Source organism: Nonomuraea angiospora (assembly GCF_014873145.1).
GTDB lineage: Bacteria > Actinomycetota > Actinomycetes > Streptosporangiales > Streptosporangiaceae > Nonomuraea > Nonomuraea angiospora.
On sequence record NZ_JADBEK010000001.1, the window covers coordinates 1785074 to 1805298 of the forward strand.

Annotated in this window: 23 protein-coding genes and 1 pseudogene; 13 read left to right on the plus strand and 11 right to left on the minus strand. The window is 72.0% G+C overall.

The window, feature by feature from the left end:
* Window positions 1–53: 53 nt before the first annotated feature.
* The 4 genes and pseudogenes from H4W80_RS63465 to H4W80_RS08160 all read right to left on the minus strand — a co-directional run bounded on the left by H4W80_RS63465 (window position 54) and on the right by H4W80_RS08160 (window position 1561).
* The gene (locus H4W80_RS63465) at window positions 54–194 is read right to left on the minus strand and encodes a hypothetical protein (RefSeq protein WP_318787661.1); all 141 of its coding nucleotides are present in this window, start codon (window positions 192–194) and stop codon (window positions 54–56) included.
* A 190-nt stretch (window positions 195–384) separates the two neighbouring features.
* Window positions 385–504: pseudogene (locus H4W80_RS63470) on the minus strand (SAM-dependent methyltransferase); the annotation flags it as partial.
* A gap of 188 nt (window positions 505–692) precedes the next feature.
* A complete protein-coding gene (locus H4W80_RS08155; RefSeq protein WP_192784503.1) occupies window positions 693–1004 on the minus strand; it encodes a hypothetical protein in 312 nt (103 codons plus the stop codon).
* A 38-nt stretch (window positions 1005–1042) separates the two neighbouring features.
* Window positions 1043–1561, minus strand: a complete 519-nt coding sequence (locus H4W80_RS08160; RefSeq protein WP_318786761.1) for a PadR family transcriptional regulator — start codon at window positions 1559–1561, stop codon at window positions 1043–1045.
* 127 nt (window positions 1562–1688) lie between these two features.
* On the opposite strand from H4W80_RS08160, the gene H4W80_RS08165 reads away from it, so the two are divergent.
* Entirely contained in the window at window positions 1689–1910 is a 222-nt protein-coding gene (locus H4W80_RS08165; RefSeq protein ID WP_192794438.1) for a hypothetical protein, read from the plus strand.
* A gap of 106 nt (window positions 1911–2016) precedes the next feature.
* On the opposite strand, the gene H4W80_RS08170 is transcribed toward H4W80_RS08165, so the two are convergent.
* From H4W80_RS08170 to H4W80_RS08180, 3 genes are all read right to left on the minus strand, one after another.
* Window positions 2017–2274 carry a hypothetical protein gene (locus H4W80_RS08170; protein ID WP_192784504.1) on the minus strand — a complete coding sequence of 86 codons (258 nt, stop codon included), beginning with the start codon at window positions 2272–2274 and terminating at the stop codon, window positions 2017–2019.
* 113 nt (window positions 2275–2387) lie between these two features.
* Window positions 2388–3209 (minus strand): molybdate ABC transporter substrate-binding protein, encoded by an 822-nt coding sequence (gene modA, locus H4W80_RS08175; protein ID WP_192784505.1) that lies wholly within the window; start codon window positions 3207–3209, stop codon window positions 2388–2390.
* A 10-nt stretch (window positions 3210–3219) separates the two neighbouring features.
* The gene (locus tag H4W80_RS08180) at window positions 3220–3513 is read right to left on the minus strand and encodes a MerR family transcriptional regulator (RefSeq protein ID WP_192784506.1); all 294 of its coding nucleotides are present in this window, start codon (window positions 3511–3513) and stop codon (window positions 3220–3222) included.
* An 81-nt stretch (window positions 3514–3594) separates the two neighbouring features.
* Between H4W80_RS08180 and H4W80_RS08185 the strand changes: the two genes are divergently transcribed.
* Complete coding sequence (locus H4W80_RS08185) at window positions 3595–4092, plus strand: hypothetical protein (RefSeq protein WP_192784507.1); 498 nt, start codon at window positions 3595–3597, stop codon at window positions 4090–4092.
* 155 nt (window positions 4093–4247) lie between these two features.
* Here the strand turns inward: H4W80_RS08185 and H4W80_RS08190 are convergent, their stop codons facing one another.
* The gene (locus H4W80_RS08190) at window positions 4248–5009 is read right to left on the minus strand and encodes a FadR/GntR family transcriptional regulator (protein ID WP_318786762.1); all 762 of its coding nucleotides are present in this window, start codon (window positions 5007–5009) and stop codon (window positions 4248–4250) included.
* Window positions 5010–5147: 138 nt separating this feature from the next.
* Here H4W80_RS08190 and H4W80_RS08195 point away from each other — a divergent pair, with 138 nt between their 5' ends.
* The 7 genes from H4W80_RS08195 to H4W80_RS08225 all read left to right on the plus strand — a co-directional run bounded on the left by H4W80_RS08195 (window position 5148) and on the right by H4W80_RS08225 (window position 12595).
* Window positions 5148–6440, plus strand: coding sequence for an ABC transporter substrate-binding protein (locus H4W80_RS08195; protein WP_318786763.1), 1293 nt, complete (start codon window positions 5148–5150; stop codon window positions 6438–6440).
* A gap of 29 nt (window positions 6441–6469) precedes the next feature.
* Window positions 6470–7420 (plus strand): carbohydrate ABC transporter permease, encoded by a 951-nt coding sequence (locus H4W80_RS08200; RefSeq protein ID WP_225963324.1) that lies wholly within the window; start codon window positions 6470–6472, stop codon window positions 7418–7420.
* Window positions 7417–8232 carry a carbohydrate ABC transporter permease gene (locus tag H4W80_RS08205; RefSeq protein WP_192784510.1) on the plus strand — a complete coding sequence of 272 codons (816 nt, stop codon included), beginning with the start codon at window positions 7417–7419 and terminating at the stop codon, window positions 8230–8232. Before H4W80_RS08200 ends, H4W80_RS08205 begins: the two co-directional genes overlap by 4 nt.
* Window positions 8233–8236: 4 nt before the next feature.
* Window positions 8237–9385: a galactonate dehydratase gene (gene dgoD, locus H4W80_RS08210; protein WP_192784511.1), complete on the plus strand. Its 1149-nt coding sequence runs from the start codon at window positions 8237–8239 to the stop codon at window positions 9383–9385.
* 31 nt (window positions 9386–9416) lie between these two features.
* Window positions 9417–10646: a D-mannonate dehydratase ManD gene (gene manD / locus H4W80_RS08215; protein WP_192784512.1), complete on the plus strand. Its 1230-nt coding sequence runs from the start codon at window positions 9417–9419 to the stop codon at window positions 10644–10646.
* On the plus strand, window positions 10636–11181 hold the full coding sequence (locus H4W80_RS08220) for a gluconokinase (protein WP_192784513.1): 546 nt from the start codon (window positions 10636–10638) through the stop codon (window positions 11179–11181). Before manD ends, H4W80_RS08220 begins: the two co-directional genes overlap by 11 nt.
* Before the next feature lie 205 nt (window positions 11182–11386).
* A complete protein-coding gene (locus tag H4W80_RS08225) occupies window positions 11387–12595 on the plus strand; it encodes an FAD-dependent monooxygenase (RefSeq protein WP_192784514.1) in 1209 nt (402 codons plus the stop codon).
* Here the strand turns inward: H4W80_RS08225 and H4W80_RS08230 are convergent.
* Complete coding sequence (locus tag H4W80_RS08230) at window positions 12589–13515, minus strand: NmrA family NAD(P)-binding protein (RefSeq protein ID WP_192784515.1); 927 nt, start codon at window positions 13513–13515, stop codon at window positions 12589–12591. The two genes, H4W80_RS08225 and H4W80_RS08230, sit on opposite strands and share 7 nt — an antisense overlap.
* A 96-nt stretch (window positions 13516–13611) precedes the next feature.
* On the opposite strand from H4W80_RS08230, the gene H4W80_RS08235 reads away from it, so the two are divergent.
* Window positions 13612–14214 (plus strand): TetR/AcrR family transcriptional regulator, encoded by a 603-nt coding sequence (locus tag H4W80_RS08235; protein WP_192784516.1) that lies wholly within the window; start codon window positions 13612–13614, stop codon window positions 14212–14214.
* On the opposite strand, the gene H4W80_RS08240 is transcribed toward H4W80_RS08235, so the two are convergent.
* Complete coding sequence (locus H4W80_RS08240) at window positions 14205–15497, minus strand: condensation domain-containing protein (RefSeq protein ID WP_192784517.1); 1293 nt, start codon at window positions 15495–15497, stop codon at window positions 14205–14207. The two genes, H4W80_RS08235 and H4W80_RS08240, sit on opposite strands and share 10 nt — an antisense overlap.
* A 10-nt stretch (window positions 15498–15507) precedes the next feature.
* A complete protein-coding gene (locus H4W80_RS08245) occupies window positions 15508–16923 on the minus strand; it encodes a condensation domain-containing protein (protein WP_192784518.1) in 1416 nt (471 codons plus the stop codon).
* A gap of 257 nt (window positions 16924–17180) precedes the next feature.
* On the opposite strand from H4W80_RS08245, the gene H4W80_RS08250 reads away from it, so the two are divergent.
* From H4W80_RS08250 to H4W80_RS08260, 3 genes are read left to right on the plus strand one after another with little or no spacing between them, the layout of a single operon-like run.
* On the plus strand, window positions 17181–18092 hold the full coding sequence (locus H4W80_RS08250; RefSeq protein ID WP_318786764.1) for a thiamine pyrophosphate-dependent dehydrogenase E1 component subunit alpha: 912 nt from the start codon (window positions 17181–17183) through the stop codon (window positions 18090–18092).
* Window positions 18093–18096: 4 nt separating this feature from the next.
* The gene (locus H4W80_RS08255; RefSeq protein ID WP_192784520.1) at window positions 18097–19098 is read left to right on the plus strand and encodes an alpha-ketoacid dehydrogenase subunit beta; all 1002 of its coding nucleotides are present in this window, start codon (window positions 18097–18099) and stop codon (window positions 19096–19098) included.
* Window positions 19095–20225, plus strand: a complete 1131-nt coding sequence (locus H4W80_RS08260; protein WP_192784521.1) for a 2-oxo acid dehydrogenase subunit E2 — start codon at window positions 19095–19097, stop codon at window positions 20223–20225. Before H4W80_RS08255 ends, H4W80_RS08260 begins: the two co-directional genes overlap by 4 nt.

Genomic DNA, 20225 nt, shown 5'->3' on the forward strand with positions numbered 1-20225 from the left:
GCGGAGGTAGACGGCCTGGCGCGACTCCGCGGCCGCGGCGCGTGACCCTCAGCTCACGGATGTCCGGCCACGAGCCGGAGCGAGCCGACGAACTCGGGCTGCTCGCGCAGCCGGCCGAAGCGGTCGTCCCAGGCGTCGCTGTCGAGGTCGCGCCGCAGCCTGTCGACGGCCCGCGCCTCGGCGTCGTCGTCCACGAACCCCCGGGCCGACTGGGACGCGCGGACCCGCGGGTCGAGGAAGCGTTCCGGGCGGGCGTAGTACGCCTCGGTGAAGCAGGTCGAGGGCGTCGCCGTCGAAGGTGAGGATGACGACCGGGCCGTGGGAGACCCGGCGCAGCTCGCGCAGGCCCTGTTCGGTGTCGCTCCCCTGGTGGACGGTGACGGTCGCCATGGCGGCGTCGAAGCTGTCGTCGTCGAAGGGCAGGCGTTCGGCGACGGCGTCGAGGGCGGGGGCCAGGTGGCGGGGGCGCTGGGCGCGCATCGCCGCCGAGGGTTCGACCGCCACGACGTGGCGGTCCTCGGGCTCGTACGAGCCCGCGCCGGCGCCGACGTTGATGACGGTGCGGGCCTGGCCGAGCGCGGCGTGGACGCGGGCGGCGTGGACGCGGGCGGCGATGCGCGGGTCGGTACGGCGCTGGCGGGCGTAGCCCTGGCCGTGACGGTCGTAGTCGAAGTCACCGGCGAGCGTGGCGGTCAAACGGGTCTCCGATCGGTTTCAGCGGTGTGCAACGAGCGTGTCCACGCCCCAGCCGCGCAGCAACTCCTCCAACCGCGTGCGGTAGAAGGCGCCCAGCGCGGCTTGGACAGGGCGACCTCGCGCTCTCCCAGGGGCTGCGGCTCGCCGGACAGCGGCAGGCCGGCCTTCAGCGGCGGCGCGTCCGGCGGGAGCAGTTCGGGGGCGAGGTCGCTGCCGGGGCTGCCGGGCACCACGATGGCGGCGCCGGACGCGAGCAGCGTGCGCCGTACGAGGTCGGCGTCGTGGCCGTCAGGGTCGTACAGGCGCACGACGTGGACGATCGGCCGTCCGGCGGCGCGGTCCGGGGTCAGTGCCGGGCCGTGTGCATCAGGCGCAGCGCCGCCTCGGCCGTCTCACACCGCCAGGCGGCCACGACGTGGTCGAAGCCATGCGCCCGGTCCCGCTGCCTGCGCAGGCTGAGGATGATCGGCTCGATGCGCCGCGCCTGCGCGTCCAGCAGCGGGCGCGGGTCCGCGCCGGACCGCTGGAGCAGGGCGAACTTGATCAGGAACTCCGTACGGATGTCGCGGATGTGCTCGACCGGGCGTATCAGCCATCCGTCCACGGCCGACGTCCCGGCCGCCGTGGCGGTGAACACCGTACGCTGTGGACCGCCCTGTCCCCGCTCCCTGCCGCACGGCTCGATGAGGGACAGGTCGGCGAGCCGATCGAGCGCGCGGTAGACCCGCGGCCGCGGCACCTGCCAGATCGCGCCGACGGCACCGGTGGCGGCGGTGAGCCTCGCGACGGCGAAGCCGTGCGTGGGCCCCTCCGTCACGAGCGCGAGCACGATCCACTCGGTGAGCGACAGGGCGCGAGGATTCACAGGCTCAAGGGTAGGGCCAGTCGCGGGCGTCAGAAGGTCGCCAAGTAGTCTCGCATTGACTAGCCACGGCTGCGGAGGACTGCTCTGTGAGGGAGAACGAGGCCGGCACCTTAGGGCGTCGCCAGGGATGAAACCCGCCCCGAACGCCATCTGCGTCGGCGGCCCCCACGACGGCATGCTGACCCGCATCGACCAGGAGGTCGGCGTCGTGGAGGTCTTCGCGTTCGAGGCGGACGGCTCGACGCGCGGGGCCCCCTATCGGGTCACGGCGGGTCGCGTCCACCATCCTTCGTGCGCCGCTCCGTTCGTCGTGCTCAGCTGGGTCGAGCCCGCCCACGATCAGCCCTGAGGCCGCGGACCGAAGGCGGCAGGCGCTCACCCGCGGCCTGGCTCGTAGTCCCTGTGAGACTATCGACCGGGTGCTGCTCCACCTCGCGGTGCGCGCGGACGACCGGTCATGCGTCCAGGCCACAGGAGCAGGGCGGGTCGGCCCAGTGCAGGGCGATGTACGGTTCGGCCTGGCCGAAGTAGCGCACCCGCTCGCGGGTGATGCGGTAGCGGGCGCACGTCTCGGGCTCGTCCGGCGACAGGCGCGGCACGGGGACGGTCAGGATGCCGATGTCCTGGTCGACGTGGGTGAGCACACCGTGGCAGGGCCCGCCGAGACAGATGGCGTTGCAGTCGTGGCGGCCGTCCGGCGGGAGCTCGTTCATGCGGGGTAGGCGTGGGTCTCGGCCGCCTTCACTGAGGCCCAGATCTGCCTGGCGGGCCCGCCGTGCGGACCCGCCGGGTCGAGTTGCTCCGGCGCCGAAGAGCTCATCCTCGATCAGGGAGCCTCGAAGCCGGCCTTGGTCAGCACGTCCTTGCCCTGCTGCGATAGCACCAGGTCCACGAACTGCCTGGCCAGGTCACCCGCGGGCGCCTTGGCCAGCGTCGCGATCGGGTAGTCGTTGATCGCCTTGTCGGCCTCGGGGAACTCGATGCCCTGGACCTTGCCCGCCGACGCGATCACGTCCGTCTTGTAGACCAGCGCCGCGTCCACCTCGCCCAGCTCGACCTTGGTCAGCGTGGCCTTGACGTCCTGCTCCAGCGTCACCGGCTTGACCTTGAGCCCGGCCGCGTCCAGCGCCTTGATCGCCGCCGCCCCGCACGGCACCTGCTCGGCGCACAACGCCACCTTCACCTTGCTGTCGGTCAGATCCTTCAGCTCGTCCACCTTGGCCGGATTGTCCTTCGGCACGGCGATCTCCAGCTTGTTGCGCACGAACGTGGTCGGCGAGCTCGCCAGCGACGCGTCGGTCACCGTCTTCATCGTGGCCGGGCTCGCCGCGGCGAACACGTCCGCCGGAGCCCCTTGGATGATCTGCTGGGCCAGCGTCGCGCTGGAGCCGAAGTTGAACTTCACCGTCGTGCCCGGGTGCGCGGCCTCGAAAGTCTTGCCGAGGTCGGTGAACGTCCCGGTCAGCGACGCCGCCGCGAACACCGTCACCTCCTTGGCCCCGCCACCGGCGGCCGGGGCCGACGAGGCCCCGGCTGTGGACGCGGTCGTGGACGTGGCCGGTCCGCCGGAGCCGCAACCGGCCAGGCCCGCCAGCGCGAATGCGACGGGCAGGGCGATCGCCCATCGGGAATGACGCCTGAACACCACAGGGGGCTCCTCACAAGTAACCGGCCACGCGCTCGTGACCGGGGATCTCGACGACGACGTTGGTGGACTTGATCACGGCGACCGCCACCACCCCCGCCTCCAGGCCCAGCTCGTCCGCGGCCTTGCCGTCGCCGCTCCCCTCGATCTGCGAGCGTGCGAAAGCGGCCAGGTCGGCGCCGTTCACCTGCCGGTGGCCGTGCTCGTCCCGCTCGGCCCCCGGCCGGCCCGCGTCCACCCACCGGCGGACCGTGTCGGAGCTGACCCCGAGCAGCGTCGCGGCCTCGCTGATCCGAAACGTCGTCACAAGCTCTCACGATACCGTCCGCACATTCGAGCCTGAATACCTGACTTCCGCCGCATCAGCGGCATGATCTAACGTTCTGGCATGGCATCCACGAGATCGGAGAGCATCGCCGTGAGCCTCGGTTCCCCCCGACGCCGGGCGGTCGCGTCCGCACTCGCCACCGCCCTGCTGGCCACGCTCACGCCCGCCGCCCCAGCCACGGCCACGGCCACGACCACGGCCGAGACCGCGACCGGCTTGTCCTCCGCCGGGCAGACCGCCGCGCGCCCCTTCTCCGCGCAGCAGGCCACTGGCGGGACGGTCAAGGTGCCGCGCATCGATCCCGACGTCAAGAACGCGCAGCTACGCCTGGTCGTCACCGCCACCGGCTCCGACGACTACCGCGCCACCCTCGCCTGGGCCGAGCTCGACCCGGCCTTCTCCGGCAAGAAGGTGCTGCTCGCCGTCACCCAGGACAGCGCGAAACTGGACAGGGAAGGCCCGCGCCTGGTCGTGCCCGGCGACGTCAAGGGCGGCCGCTACGTCAGCGGCGTCGTACGCCTCCACGTCGGCGACACCGACGCCCTCGACCCCTCCTGACCGGAGGGCGGGGCGGAACGCCCATGTCACGACGTCTGCTGCGGCGGGCCGGTGCGCTGCTCGCCACCGGCGCCCGCCCCGATCGGCGCGACGGCTTCGTGAACGGCGCGGCCCCGCGCCTGCGGACTGCCGCACGCTGATGCGAAGGCCGCCGGTCAGGCGCCGCCCGGCTCGGCGGTCCGCTCCCACAGCGACTTCATCTCGGCGAACCCCTGCTCCATGATCCCCACCATGGCCCGCCTGGCCCGCTCGCCGTCGCGCCGCTGGATCGCCTGGGCCACGTCGGTGTGCAGCCGCAGCGCCTCCTCGTCCGGGTAGTGCGGCATCAGGTGGTAGTGGTGCCGGCCGGCCAGCACCTCGGCGACGATCAGCTGCAGCTTCGCGAACATCTCGTTGCCGGAGGCGGCCAGCACCCGCCGGTGGAAGTCGATGTCCAGGTCGAGGAAGCGGGCCTCGTCGCCGGCCTTCCCGGCGGCCCACATCCTGGCCGCGAGCCCGACCAGCTCGCTCGCCTCGTCGTCGTCCACCCGCTCGGCGGCCAGCCAGGCGGCGTGCGGCTCGATCGCGGTCCGCAGCTCGGTGATCGAGCGCAGCTGCGCCATCCGTCCCTCCGAGGCGAGCCGCCAGCGGATCACCTGCGGATCGAAGACGCTCCACATTCCGGGCGGCTGGATCATGATCCCGACCCGGCGCCGGGTCTCGACGAGCCCCATGGAGGCGAGCACCCGCAGCACCTCGCGGATCACCGAGCGGGAGACCTGGTAGCGATCGACCAGGTCTTCGATGCTCAGGACCGAGCCGGCGGCCACGTCGCCGCTGCAGATGGCGGTGCCGAGGTGGTCGAGGACCCGCGCGTGCAGCCCAGCCTCCGCAGGGGCGGGCCGGGTGGGGGCGGCCCCCGGGGAGGACTGATTCACGGCATAGAACATATCAGTTGGAGGCTGACTCTTGAATAAGTCAGCTTTTTTGTCCTAGCATCCCGGCATTAAGCAGATGTTACGAGCAGATGGCACTCTTCCGCGGGGGCGGCGGCCATGACAGAAAGGTGGGATGACGTGCGACGTCGAGCGATATTCGGTACATCTCTGGCCGTGGTGGCCGCCATGGGCCTGTCCGCCTGCGGCGGTGGCGGCGACGGTGGCGACGGCGGGTCCAAGACGGTCCGGATCACCCTGGCCAACCACGTGTGGACCGACAACATCAAGAAGGCCCTGCCCGAGTTCGAGAAGCAGACCGGGCTCAAGGCCGAGATCACCCAGCTCGGCGAGGACCAGCTCTCCGACCAGTACAACGTCAAGCTGAACGCCGGCTCGTCCGACATCGACGTGATGATGTACCGCCCCCTGCAGGAGGGCAGGCTCTTCGCCAAGAACAAGTACCTGGCCGACCTGTCGGAGCAGGTGAAGGCGAACAAGGACTGGGACTTCGGCGACTTCCAGTCCGGCCCGGTCGAGGCCACCACGTACGAGGGCAAGCCGGTCGGCGTGCCGATCATCACCGAGCAGGAGGTCCTCTACTACCGCAAGGACCTGCTCGCCAAGGCCGGCCTGAGCGCCCCGCCGAAGACCCTCGACGAGCTCAAGGCCGCCGCCGCCAAGATCAAGGCGTCCGAGCCGGACGTCGCCGGCTTCGTCGCCCGCACCGGCAAGTCGCCGGCGGTCACCCAGTTCTCCAGCTTCCTGTACAGCTTCGGCGGCGACTTCGTCGACGGCAGCGGCAAGGCCGCGGTCAACAGCGACGCGGCCAAGCAGGCGTACGCCTTCTACGGCGGGCTGATCAAGGACTCCGGCCCGGCGAACGTCAGCACCGACATGGGCTGGCCCGAGGCGATGGCCATCTTCACCCAGGGCAAGGCCGCCTTCTACACCGAGGCCAACTCGCTCTACAAGAACGCCACCGACCCGGCCAAGTCGAAGGTCTCGGACAACGTCGGCTTCGCGCCGTTCCCGGCCGGCCCGGGCGGTTCCAAGCCGTACAACATCCCGTCGTGGGCGCTGGGCGTCAACTCCAGCTCGGAGAACACGGCCAACGCCTGGAAGTTCATCGAGTGGGCCACCGGCAAGGCGCAGACGCTCGCCCAGCAGAAGTCCGGCGTGCCGGGCGCCCGCACCTCCGTCTGGGCCGACCCGGAGGGCACCTCGACCTTCCCGAAGGACCTGGTGGAGGCCATCGCGGCCAGCACCAAGGACGGGGTGGGGCATGACCGGCCGCTGGTCGTGAAGGTCGCCGAGTCGCGCGAGATCGTCGGCCAGCCGATCGTCGACGCGATCACCGGCAAGGACGCCGCGGCGGCCGCCGACACGGCCAACGCCGCGTTCCAGAAGTTCCTGGACGACGAGGCCAAGTAAGCGGCACCCGCCGACCCCTGGAGTCCCCCATGGCAACGATCACCACCCCCACCACCGAGGCGCCGCGCGGCGCCCCCGCCGCCCCCGGCACGCCCGGCTGGCTGCGCTGGGTGGACGAGCACCGCAAATGGCTCTTCGCCGCGCCCGCGATGGCCTTCGTCGCCGCGCTGCTCGTGTTCCCCCTGGCCTGGACCGGCTACCTCAGCCTGACCGACGCCGAGGGATCCGTCCGCGCGGAGAGCGAGTTCGTGGGCCTGCGGAACTATCTCGACGTCCTGTCGGACACCGAGCGGTTCTGGCCCGCGGTCGGGCGGACCGCCACGTTCACCGTCGTCGCGCTGCTGTTCGAGGTGGTCCTCGGGATGGCGATCGCGCTGCTGCTCTGGCGGCCGTTCAAGGGGCAGCGGTGGGTCCGGGTCGCCATCCTCATGCCGCTCGTGGCCACTCCGGTCGCGGTCGGCATGATGTGGCGGCTCATCTTCGACCCGAACATCGGCATGGCCAACCAGCTCCTCGGCTGGTTCGGCATCGGGCCGCAGCCGTGGCTGGCCGGCCAGCATTCGGCGCTGCCCACCACGATCTTCATCGACGTGTGGCAGTGGACGCCGATGGTGGTGCTGATCCTGCTCGCCGGGCTCACCTCGCTGTCGGAGGAGCCGCAGGAGGCGGCGCGCATCGACGGCGCCAGCACCTGGCAGCGGTTCCGGCACGTCACCCTGCCGCTGCTGATGCCCACGCTGACGGTGGCGGTGCTGCTGCGCGGCATCGACGCGCTGAAGACCTTCGACATCCTGTACGCCACGAAGGGCCGCGGCGGCGGTTCGTTCCACGAGGTCGAGACGCTGAACGTGTACGCCTACGGCCTCAGCTTCGACTACAACGAGTACGGCGTCTCCTCCACCGTCCTCATCCTCTTCTTCCTTATCATCATCGGGGCCATGTGGGCCCTGACCGCCCGGCGCAAGGAGGCGCAGCGATGAAGGCCCGGCCCGCGTACCAGGTGTTCCGGGTGGTGGCGCTCACCGTCGTGGTGCTCACGCTGGTCGCGCCGCTGCTCTGGATGATCTCAGCGTCGTTCAAGACCAACGTCGACATCTACGACCCGGGCAAGGCGCTGGCCTTCTCGCCCACCATGGACAACTACGCCAAGGTGCTCCAGCAGGCGAACTACGTCGAGTTCATCGTCAACAGCCTCTGGGTGGCGTTCGCCGCCACGGTGGCCTCGCTGTTCCTCGGCGTGCCGGCCGCGTACTCGATGAGCCGGTTCAACATGAAGAAGTCCGCGCTCGTGGTGCTGATGGCCCGGGTCATCCCCGGCGTCTCGCTGCTGGTGCCCTGGTACTACGTCTTCTCCAACCTGAAGATGGTCGGCGGCTTCGGGGTGCTGATCATCAGCCACATGTTCGTCTCGCTGCCGCTGGTGGTCTACATCATGATGGGCTACTTCGACAGCCTGCCCGAGGAGCTGGAGGAGGCGGCGCTGGTGGACGGGCTGACGCACGTCGGCGCGTTCCGGCGCATCACGCTGCCGCTGTCCGTGCCGGGCATCGCCACCGCCGGGATCCTGTCCTTCATCTTCTCCTGGAACAACTTCATGTTCGCGCTGGTGCTCTCCGACGCCGACACCAAGACGCTGCCCGTGGCGATCTTCGACTTCGTCGGCTACGCCAGCATCGACTGGGGCGGCCTGATGGCCGCGGCCACCGTGGTCACCGTGCCGATCATGGTGATCGCCCTGTTCGTGCAGAAGTACGTGGTCTCCGGCCTCACCGCCGGCGCGACGAAGGGCTGACCGCATGACGACCATCGCGCGCGTGGAGACCTTCCTCGTCGCCCCCCGCTGGCTCTTCGTCCGGGTGGAGACCGACTCGGGGATCGTCGGCTGGGGCGAGGCCACCTGCGAGGGGCGCTCCGAGACCGTCCGCGCCGCCGTCGAACAGCTCGCGGAGCTGCTGATCGGCCGCGACGCGCTGCGCATCGAGGACCACTGGCAGGTGCTGACCAAGGGCTCGTTCTACCGGGGCGGCCCGATCCTGGCCAGTGCCGTGGCGGGCCTCGACCAGGCCCTCTGGGACATCGCGGGCAAGCACTTCGGCGCTCCCGTTCACCAGCTGCTCGGCGGTCCGGTCCGGGACCGGATCCGGGTGTACGGCTGGGTCGGCGGCGACGAGCCCGCCGAGGTCCGCGAGCACATCGCCGCCCAGGTCGAGGCCGGGCTCACCGCGGTGAAGATGAACGCCTCCGGCGCGATGAGCCCGGTCGCGTCGGTCGCCGAGCTGGACGGCGTGGTCGCGCGGGTCGCGGCCGCCCGCGAGGTGCTCGGCGACCACCGCGACGTGGCCGTCGACTTCCACGGGCGCTTCACCCTGGCCAACGCCCGCCGGGTGGCGCCGCTGCTGGAGCCGTACCGGCCGCTGTTCCTGGAGGAGCCGGTCGTCCCGGAGAACTCCCACCTCATCGGCGAGTTCGTCCGCTCGACGACCACCCCGGTCTCGACCGGGGAGCGGCTCTACAGCCGGCAGGAGTTCCTGCCGGTCTTCCAGGCCGGCATCGCGGTCGCCCAGCCGGACCTCTCGCACGCCGGCGGCATCACCGAGGTGCGCAAGATCGCCACGCTCGCCGAGGTGTACGACGTGCAGCTCGCCCCGCACTGCCCGCTCGGCCCGATCGCCCTCGCGGCCTGCCTGCAGGTCGGCTTCGCCACCCCCAACTACCTGATCCAGGAGCAGAGCATCGGCATCCACTACAACCGTGGCGCCGAGGTGCTCGACTACTGCCTCGACAAGACCCCGCTGGCCTTCGTGGACGGACACGTCGAGCGGCTGACCGCGCCCGGCCTGGGCATCGAGGTCGACGACCAGGCGGTCCGCGCCGCCGACAAGAAGGGACACGCCTGGCGCAGCCCCATCTGGCGGCACCGGGACGGTTCGTACGCGGAATGGTGACCATGACCCCCGAAGTGAGAAAGGTACCCGCGTGAAGATCATCGCAGCGGACGTCATCGTCGCCAGCCCCGACCGCAACTTCGTCACCCTCAAGATCACGACGGATGAGGGGATCACCGGGCTGGGCGACGGCACCCTCAACGGGCGCGAGCTGGCGGTCGCGTCGTACCTGGCCGACCACGTCGTCCCGCTGCTGATCGGGCGCGACCCGCATCGCATCGAGGACACCTGGCAGTTCCTCTACCGCTCGGCGTACTGGCGGCGCGGGCCCGTCACCATGGCCGCCATCGCGGCCGTGGACGTGGCGCTCTGGGACATCAAGGCCAAGGCCGCCGGAATGCCGCTCTACCAGCTGCTCGGCGGCGCCTCCCGGACCGGGATCATGGCGTACGGGCACGCGTCGGGCCGGGACCTGCCGGAGCTGTTCGACTCCATTCGCCGGCACCTGGAGATGGGGTACCGGTCGATACGGGTGCAGACGTCCGTGCCGGGCATCAACGCCGTGTACGGCGTGGCCGCCCAGCCCAGCGTCGACGGCAAGCGGTACGACTACGAGCCGGCCCAGCGCACCGCGCTGCCCGCCGAAGAGGACTGGGACACCCGCGCCTACCTGCGCCACCTGCCCGGCGTCTTCGAGGCGGTGCGGGGCGAGTTCGGCCCCGACCTGCCGCTGCTGCACGACGGGCACCACCGGATGACCCCCATCCAGGCCGCCAGGCTCGGCAAGGCCCTCGAGCCGTACGACCTGTTCTGGCTGGAGGACTGCACCCCGGCCGAGAACCAGGAGGCGCTGCGCCTGGTCCGCCAGCACACGACCACCCCGCTGGCCATCGGCGAGGTCTTCAACACCGTGTGGGACTACCAGACGCTGATCCGCGAGCAGCTCATCGACTACGTCCGCTCCGCCGTCACCCACACCGGCGGGATCACGGCCATGCGCAAGCTGCTCGACTACGCCGCCCAGTACCAGATCAAGTCCGGCATCCACGGCCCGACCGACATCTCGCCGGTCGGCATGGCCGCCGCCCTGCACCTGGACCTGGCGATCCACAACTTCGGCATCCAGGAGTACATGCAGCACGGGCCGGCGACCAACGAGGTGTTCCGGCAGTCGTTCACCTTCAGCGACGGCTACCTGCACCCCGGTGAGCTGCCGGGGATCGGCGTGGACCTCGATGAGGAGGCCGCGGCGAAGTTCCCGTACCAGCCGGCGTACCTGCCGTTCAACCGGCTCAAGGACGGCACCGTCCATGACTGGTGAGCGGCGGCGCACCCGGCACATCGTGGTCATGGGGGTGTCGGGCGCGGGCAAGACGACGGTGGCCCGCAGGATCAGCGAGCTGACCGGGCTGCGCTTCGCCGAGGCGGACGAGTTCCACCCGGAGGCGAACGTGGAGCGGATGCGCGCCGGCATCCCGCTGGACGACGCGGACCGCTGGCCGTGGCTGCGCGACCTGGCCGCCTGGATGGCCGCCCGGCACGCCGAGGGCGTCTCCACGGTGCTGGCCTGCTCGGCGCTCAAGCGCTCCTACCGGGACGTGCTGCGGCAGGGCCCGCCGGAGGTGGAGTTCGTCCTGCTGGACGGGCCCGCGACGCTGATCCGGGACCGGTTGACCCGCCGCACCGATCACTACATGTCGCCCGGCCTGTTCGACTCGCAGCGGGCGATCCTGGAGCACCTCGGCCCGGAGGAGTCCGGGATGGTGCTGGAGGTGGGGCCGCCGCCGGACGAGCTGGCGGCGGCGGTGACGGCCCGGCTCGGCCTGCCGCCGGCCACCCGCCCGGCGATCCCCTGATCAGGGGCCCAGTCACGTCGGAGCGCTGAACGGCCCGCGCGCTCGAGACGGCCGTGCGCAGCGGAAACCTGCCCGCCGCCGCGGACGCGGTGGACGGCCTGGCCGGGGCCGCGGGCTGACCGCCGAGGAGGTGCTCGACCTGGCCGGTGAGTGACGGTGAGCGCGCGGTGAGCGGCCGGCGAGCGGGACCGGCGACGCTGTGGCCATGACACAGCACCTCGTGAACAAGACGGTCCTCATCTCCGGCGCCAGCGTGGCCGGTCCCGCCCTGGCGTACTGGTTGCGGCGCCACGGGTTCGCCCCGACCGTCGTGGAGCTGGCCCCCGCGCTGCGGGAAGGCGGCTACAAGGTCGACCTGCGCGGCGTGGCGATGGACGTCGTCGACCGCATGGGCCTGACCCCGGCCGTCAAGCGGTACAGCACGCAGATGCGCGGCGGCGCCTGGGTGAACGCGGCCGGCAAGCCGCTCGCCACCCTGGGCCCCGACCTCATCGGCCTGCGGGCCCCCGGCGACGACGAGGTGCTGCGCGGCGACCTGGCCCGCATCATGTACGACGCGACCAAGCAGGGCGTGGAGTACCTGTTCGGCGACCGCGTCACGGGCCTCGACCAGGGCCACGACGGCGTCATGGTGACCTTCGAGCGCTCCGCGCCGCGCGTGTTCGACCTGGTGATCGGCGCCGACGGGCTGCACTCGAGCCTGCGGGCCCAGGTCTTCGGCGAAGAGGCGGAGTTCGTGCGCCAGCTCGGCATGCACGCGTGCGTGTTCACCGTGCCCAACCACCTCGGCCTCGACCGCTGGGAGCTGATCTACCCGACGCCGGGCAAGGTCGTGAACCTCTACAGCACCCGGCAGTCCGCCGCCAAGGCCCAGTTCATCTTCCCCACGCCGGCCGTGCTGCCCGGCCGCCGCGACGTGGCGGCACAGCAGCGCCTGGTCGCCGAGACGTTCGCCGGCGCCGGTTGGGAGAGCGCCACGCTGCTGGCCGCCATGCCGCACTCCCCCGACTTCTACTTCGACTCCGCCAGCCAGGTCCGGCTGGAGCGCTGGTCGTCCGGGCGGGTCGCGCTGGTCGGCGACGCCGCGCACAGCCCGTCGCCGCTGTCGGGGCAGGGCACCAGCCTCGCCCTCGTGGGGGCGTACGTGCTGGCCGGCGAGCTGAAGGCCGCCGGCGGCGACCACCGGGTGGCGTTCGCCCGCTACCAGGAGGAGATGCGCGGGTACGTCGAGGTGAACCTCAGCCTCGGCGAGAGCAACGCCAAGCAGATGGTGGCCGGCAGCGCCCGCCAGATCCGCACGCAGACCACCATGATGCGGATGGTCAGCCACCTGCCCTGGAAGGACCTGGCCCTGCGCCCGATCCTGAAGCCGCTCAACGCCGCCGCGAACGCCATCACCCTCAAGGACTACTGAGCGGCCCGCAGGTGCTCGTGCGCCCATTCCTCGAAGGTCGTGAGCGGGAGGCCGAGCGCCCGCGCGTACTCCGGGCGGGCGGGTTGCCCGACCACGTTGAGGAACTCGTGTGAATCGACGGCATAGCCGGGCATGCCCGCGGCGACCGCCTCCTCGACGGTCATGTCGGGCGCGGTCAGCTCGGTGCCCAGAGCGCGGGAGAGCACCTTGGCGATGTCCGTCATCGTCAGGTAGTCGCTCGCCAGCTCCAGCTCGACCCCGTCGAACCGCCCCGGCGCGGCGATGGCCGCGGCGGCCGCCGTGCCGATGTCCTCGACCGCGACGAGGGAGAGCCGGGTGCCGGGCCTCAGCACGGTCGCCAGGCCGCCCTCGACGCCGCGCGGGAGCAGGTACGCCACGGACGGGAGGAAGTTCTCCATGAAGAAGCCCGGCTTGATGATCGTCCAGTGCGGGAAGCCCGCCTCGCGTACCCGGTCCTGGGCGCCGACCTTGGCGCCGAGGACGGGCTCCATCGACGCCCAGCGGCCTTCGGCCCAGCCGGGGGCCTCGGTGTGCTGCCCGGCGCCGGAGACGGAGGTGTGCACGAACTGCGGCACGCCCGCGGCGAGCGCGCCTTCGACCAGGTTGACGGCCTGGGTCACCTCGCCCGCGAAGTCGAAGGCTCCTGCCTTCAACGCGGGCATCTGCACCGAGAAGACGGCTCGGGCCCCTCGCGCGGCCCTGATCACGGAGTCGCGGTCGTGGAGGTCGCCGGTGACCAGCTCGGCGCCGAGCGCCTCGACGGCCTTGGCCCGGTCGGTCGCGGGGTCGCGGACCAGCGCCCGTACGGGGACGCCCGCCGCGAGCAGGGCGCGGGCGGTGGCTCCGCCCTGCTGTCCGGTGGCTCCGGTGACCAGGACGGGTGCGGGATCGGTGGACATGTGGCTCCTCCCATGGAGACTAAACGGCGGCCTCCGCCGTTTATCTTCCGGTAAGATACGGCGGACCCCGCCACTTAGCAAATGTGAGGTGACGCCATGCCGGTCCAGCGCGCGGACGCCCGCCGCAACTACGCGCTCCTGCTCGCCGTGGCCGAGGAGGCGATCGCCACGTACGGCGCCGACGCGTCCCTGGAGCAGATCGCCCGCACCGCGGGAGTCGGCTCCGGCACCGTGCGCAGGCACTTCCCCACCCGCCAGGCACTGCTGGAGGCGGTCTTCCGCGAACGGGTCGAGACCCTGTGCGCCCACGCCCGCGACCTGACCGGCCGGCCCGACACCCGGGAAGCGCTGCTGGAGTGGCTGGGCGCCGTCACCGCTCAGGCCGCGACCATCCGGGGGCTGGCCATCGCGCTGACCCGCGACCGCGCGACCGGTCCCGGCGAGACGCACGAGCACTGCGCCTCGGCGCAGCTCACCGAGGCGGGCGAGCCGCTGGCGCGCCGCGCCGCGGACGACGGCGCGCTGGCGCCGGGCGTGACCATCGACGATCTGCTCACCCTGATCACCGGCATCGCCCTGGCCACCGAACACCACCCCGACCCCGCCGCCGAGTCGGCCCGGCTGCTCGGCCTGGCCGTGGCGGGGCTCAGCCCCGTCAGGGGTGAGCCGTGGCGGGGCTCAGCACCCGGTCAGGGGTGAGCCGCACCGGTCACGAAGCGCTCCAGCCGGTGCAGGAGGGCGGCCATCTCGCCTTCGGGCAGGCGGGCGGTGTCGGCGCTCAGTTCCACACCGAGCGTGCCCTTCCAGCGCATCAGGGCCACGCAGAAGTCGCAGCTGCGCCGGTCCATGCCGGGCAGCCACTCCAGCTCGGACTCCCCGTCCGCACGGTCGGCGCCACCCGGATCCGCGCCGGGGCGCAGGTCGTTGAAGCAGCACAACGGGAACATGGGGATGCCCCGGTCGGCGCTCATCCGGTCGACCATCGCGTGCAGGGCCAGCGAGTCGAAGCGGGCACGCCGGTAGGACGCGAGCACCGCCGGATAGGCGCTCACGAGGGTCTCCGCAAGGCTTCCGCACGGGCCCAGGGTGAACAGCCCCAGCTGATTCAGGCTGGTGACCAGGCCCCGGGTCCGGCTGTCGAAGCGGTTGTGCACGATCGGGGTGATCGCGCACACCTCGTGCCCGGTCAGCTCTCGCAGCAGCATGGCGACCGCCACCAGCAGGACCGTGGCGGTGCTGACGCCGGTACGGCGGGCGAGCACCTGTGCGGCGTGGTCGAGCCGGGGCGACGACAGCACGGCCCGCGCGAACCTCGGCGTCGCGCCCCTCCTGACGACGGTAGGGAACATGGCGGACGGTACGGTCCGCAGCAGCGCCTCCCACTGCGCGATCGACCGGTCCGAACGGGCCGACGCCGCCTCTTCCTCCCGTACCAGGTCGAGCAACTGCGCCGACGGCGGTCGCGTGATCACTCCGCGGAGCAGCAGCATCCGCAGATCGCGCACCACGACGTCGGCCGCGCGCCAGTCCGCGACGACATGGTTCATCACGAGCGCCACGTGGGTGGCGGCGCCGTCGCAGACCACGATCCCGGCGCGCAGCGGCTGCTCGCCGTCGCGGAAGGATCGCCCGGCCAGACGGGCGACAAGACCGGCCGCGGCATCGTCCACGTCGCCGCGTGCCGCCTCGACCAGCTCGATCGCCAGGGTCCCGGTCGCCGCCACTTCCTGGTGCGGCCCCGTCGCACCGAGCCGGACCACGGATCTCAGGGCGTCGTGCCGACCCATCACCTCGGCCAGGGCGGCCGCGACGGCCCCGGGATGGCGCGGGCCTCCCGCGCCCGGGACGGCCAGCAGCCGGGGCACGTTGAAGTAGCGTGCGTCCGGCCCCACCCTCTGGATGGCCCCCCAGATGTCCCGCTGTCCCCACGCGAGCTCGGCCTTACCGGAACGGTCGGAGGCGAAGTCCACCGAAAGCCGCATGGCGCTCTCCTCAGTTCCGGACCGCTGCTCCCAGCTCGGATAGCCGCAGGCTCGGGTCGCCGCCCGCGCGCGTGACCACGCGGGCGAACGCCTCCGTCAGGCGGTGGGCGGTGGCGGCGTCGAACAGGTCGGTCGCGTACTCCAGCCAGCCGCCGATCCCCTCGGGCCCCCGGTACAGGTCGAGCGACACCTCCACCCGGGCCCGGCCCAGGTCGGGCTGCGGGCACACCTCCACGGCCAGGTCCCCCAGCTCGGTGCGGAGCAGGTCGCCGATGGGCAGGTTGTGGGTGAGGTTGAACATCGCCTGGCACAGCGGCGGGCGGCTCAGGTCGCGGGGCACCCGCAGGGCGCCCAGGATGCGGTCCAAGGAGGTTCCGGCGTGGGCGAGGGCCTTCATGGTGGCGATCCGGGTGCGCCGCAGCAGTTCGCCGAAGGCCGGATCCCCCGACAGGTCGGCCCGCGCGACGAGCGTGGTGGAGAAGTAGCCGATCAGCGGGGCCAGCTCGGGCCGGTCGCGGCCGGCCACGGGCACGCCCACGCAGAAGTCGTCCTGCCCGGCGGCCGCGCCCAGCGTGATCTGCCACGCGGCGAGCAGGGCCATGAACGGGGTGGCCCGGTGGGCGCGCGCGACGGCTTCCAGGCGGGTGACGTCCGCGTCCGGCACGGCCACGTCCGCCTTCGCGCCGCGGCCGGTCCAGCGGGCCGGGCGCGGGTGGTCGAGGGGCAGGTCCAGGGTCGGCGCCCCGGCGAGCCGCGCGGTCCAGTAGTCCAGGTGGTCCCGGCCCTCCTCGGCCCGCCGCCGCTCGGCCGCGGCGAAGTCGCGGTACTGCGTGGGCAGCTCGTCCAGCACGGGCGGCCGGCCCTCCCGGTGGGCCCGGTAGCACTCGCCCAGCTCGCGCATGAGCACGTCGAGCGACCAGTGGTCGACCACGATGTGGTGCAGCACGATGCACAGGACGGCGTCGTCGGCGGCCAGGCGCAGCAGGCCCGCCCGCCACGCGGGGGCCGCCGCGAGGTCGAACGGCCGCCCGGCGTAGCCGGCGACCGCTTGCCCGTGGTCGGCGGAGTCAGGATCCAGGCGGTCCAGCCGCACCTCGCCGGGCTCGTCCACGACCTGCGCGGGCAGGTCGCCGTCCAGGACGAAGCGGGTGCGCAGCACCTCGTGCCGGGCGGCGATCGCGGTGAACGCCGCGGCGAGCGCGGTCTCGTCCACGGGGCCGCGCAGCCGTACCGGCCAGGTGATGTGGTAGGCGCAGTCGTCAGGGTCGAAGCGCTGCAGGAACCACAGCCGCTCCTGCCCGGTGGACAGCGGCCAGGTGCGCTGCTCCCGGCCGCCGAGCAGCGACCTGCGCAGCGCCGCACGGCGCTCGGGGGGCAGCGTGGCCAGGCGCCGCCGCAGTTTCTCGCGCTCGAGGTCGGGGCTCACGCAAAGTCACCTCGAAAGTTGGGAACGCTCCCAAAGGAGCCTAGAGTTGGCGCCGGAAGCCGGTCAAGATCCCCGATAGCGACACCATGTGACCGAGCACGGACGATCAGCGATCAGCACACGTGGCACAGGCCCTTCATTCTCGGCGTTTGACAGTCTGGAAAGCTCTCCGTTCGACATTGCCTGCCCCTCACGGTGATCGATAGAATTTGTGGGAGCGCTCCCAATTCCACCATTCCCCTCAAGGAGTGCCGATCGTGCCGGAACGCCTGCTGGAAGAGATCACGGAGAACCTGTCCGACGACGACCTCGGGCTGCTCCTGCTGATCAGGCACTTCGAACGCAAGCTGCTCGACCTGTTCGGCCAAGGGCTCGTGCAGGGCACCACCCACACCTGCCTGGGGCAGGAGTACGTGCCGGTCGCGCTCGCGCCGCTGCTGGACGAGCGGGACTTCGTCTTCAGCAATCATCGCGGGCACGGCCACTACCTGGCGAGGTTCCGGGATCCGTACGGACTGCTCGCGGAGATCACGGGGCGGGAGGGCGCGGTCTGCGGAGGCGTGGGCGGCAGCCAGCACATCCTGTCCGGCCGCTACCTGTCCACCGGGATCCAGGGCGAGAGCCTGCCGGTCGCGACGGGCGTGGCCCTGCACCTGCGGGACGCCGAGCCGGGCGTGCTGGCGCTGGCCTACGTCGGCGACGGGACGTGGGGCGAGGGCGCCGTGTACGAGGCGCTCAACATGGCCGCGCTCTGGCGGCTGCCGCTGGTCGTGGTGACCGAGAACAACGGGATCGCGCAGACCACGCCGACGTCGGCGCAGCTCGCGGGCACGATCGGGGACCGGGCACGGGCGTTCGGGTGCCGGTTCCTGCACGTGGACTCGCGGCACCCGCACGAGATCCGGGACGCGCTGCGGCCGCTGTTCGAACGGACCAGGCAGGGCGCGGGGCCGCTGGTGGTGGAGTTCGCCACGCACCGGATCGGGCCGCACAGCAAGGGTGACGACACCCGCTCCGCCGAGGAGATCCGGCACGCCCGCGACCACGACTGGTACCCGCGCCAGGGCGGCTCCCCCCGCTTCGCCCGCCTGGACGCGGAGGCGCGCGCGTTCGTCGAGGTGGTGGCCGGTGAAGTGCTCGCCCGGCCGCTGTCGGGGCGGGAGGGCTGAGGCGATGCGGGTCGCGGAGAGCCTCAACCGGGCGCTGCACGAGGTGCTGGCCGAGGATCCGTCCGTACGGGTGCTCGGCGAGGACGTGCTCGACCCGTACGGCGGGGCCTTCAAGATCACGAAAGGGCTGTCCAGCCGATTCCCCGGCCGGGTGCTGGCCACCCCGATCAGCGAGAACGGCATCGTCGGCGTGGCCGGCGGCCTGGCCCTCGCGGGCGGCAAGGCCATCGTCGAGATCATGTTCTCCGATTTCGTGGCCCTGGCCTTCGACCAGATCGTGAATTTCGCCAGCAAGTCGGTCTCCATGTACGGCAGACCGCTGCGGCTGCCGCTGATCGTGCGCTGCCCGTCCGGCGGCGGTCGCGGCTACGGCCCCACGCACAGCCAGAGCCTGCAGAAGCACTTCATCGGCGTGCCCGGACTGGCGGTGTACGAGGTGTCGCCCTTCGACGACCACCGCGAGCTGTTCGGCGAGATGCTCGCGCTCGGCGAGCCGTGCCTGCTGTTCGAGGACAAGATCCTCTACACCCGGCGGCTCTTCGGCGACGGGGTCGCGGACGACCTCTTCCAGTACGACCTGCTGCCCGGGTCCGGCGGGGTGACCAGGGTGTACGTGGACGATCCCGGGCAGGCCGACTGCGTGATCATCGCGCCGGGCGGGGTGGCGCACCGGGCGCTGGCCGCGATGCGCACGCTGCTGCTGGAGCGGGAGATCTCCTGCCTGCTGCTGGTGCCCCGCCGCCTGTACCCCTTCGACGTGACCCCGCTGTCGCCGCTGCTGGAGCGGGCCGGCGCCGTGGTCGTCGCCGAGGAGAGCACCGCGGGCGGCACCTGGGGGGCCGAGGTGGCGCACCAGGTGCACAGCCGGCTCTGGGGGCGCCTGCGGCGTCCCGTGTCCCTCGTCCACTCGGCGGCCGGCGTGATCCCGGCGGCCGCCCATCTCGAGCGTGACGTGCTGGTGCAGGACACCGCCATCGTCCGCGCCGTACAGGAGCTCCTGACTTGACCGAGCTGCGCGTGCCCAAGCTCAACAACAACGACACCGAGTACCTGCTGGTCGAGTGGCTGGCCGAGGACGGCGCCGGGGTGGTGAAGGGCGATCCGGTGGTGGTCCTGGAGACCTCGAAGGCGGCCGAGGAGCTGATGGCCGAGGCCGACGGCGTGCTGCGGCGGACAGCGGAGACCGGCGCGACCTGCCGGCCCGGGGACGTGATCGCGCACATCTCCGACGGCTCGGCACCCCCGCCGTCGGCCACCGATCCCGGCGCGGCGACGGACGGCACGGCAGCTCCGCCCGCGGCCGACGGCTCGGCACCTCCACCGGCCGCCGATCCCGGGCCGATCGTCACCGCGCCCGCCCAGGCGCTGATCGACGAGCACGGGGTGGACCCGGCGCGGATCCGCGCGCTGGGCAAGAAGGTGATCAAGCGCGCCGACGTGCTGGCCCTGCTGGAGACCGGCACCGGCGACGCGCAGCCGCTGCCGCCGGTTCAGCGGGCCGTGGCCGCCGCGGTCACCCGTTCCCACCAGACGATCCCGGCCGCCTTCACCGCCGTGAAGCTGGACGCCGGCCCCGCGATCGCCCGGGCCCGCGCTCTCGGCAAGGAGGCCAGGGCGCTGATCGGGCTGCCGGAGCTGCTGGTCGCGGCGGTCGCGTCGCTGCACGGGCAGTTCCCGATGTGCTTCGCCGAGCCGGTGGGAGCCGACCCGTTGGCCGTACGCCCCTCGACGGCGCCGAACGTCGGCGTCACCGTGGACGTCGGCCACGGCCTGTACGTCCCGGTGCTGCGCGACGCCGGCCGCCTGTCCGTCAAGGAGATCGCGGAGCGGCTCGCGGCGTACCGGACGAAGGCGGCGCAGGGGGCGTTCCGCGAGGACGACCTCGCGGGCGGGAACATCGTCGTCACCCTGCACACCGACACGGCCGTGCTCCTCGCCGTGCCGATCGTCTTCCCCGGGCAGACGTGCGCACTGTCGCTGTGCGCGCCGCAGCACGAGTTCGCCCTCGACCCGGCCGGGAACGTCGTGAAGCGCACTACGGTCACCCTCGGGCTGGCGTTCGATCACCGCCTCGTCAACGGGCGCGAGGCGGCGATGTTCCTGAACGCCATCCGGAAGGCCATCACTCCCTGA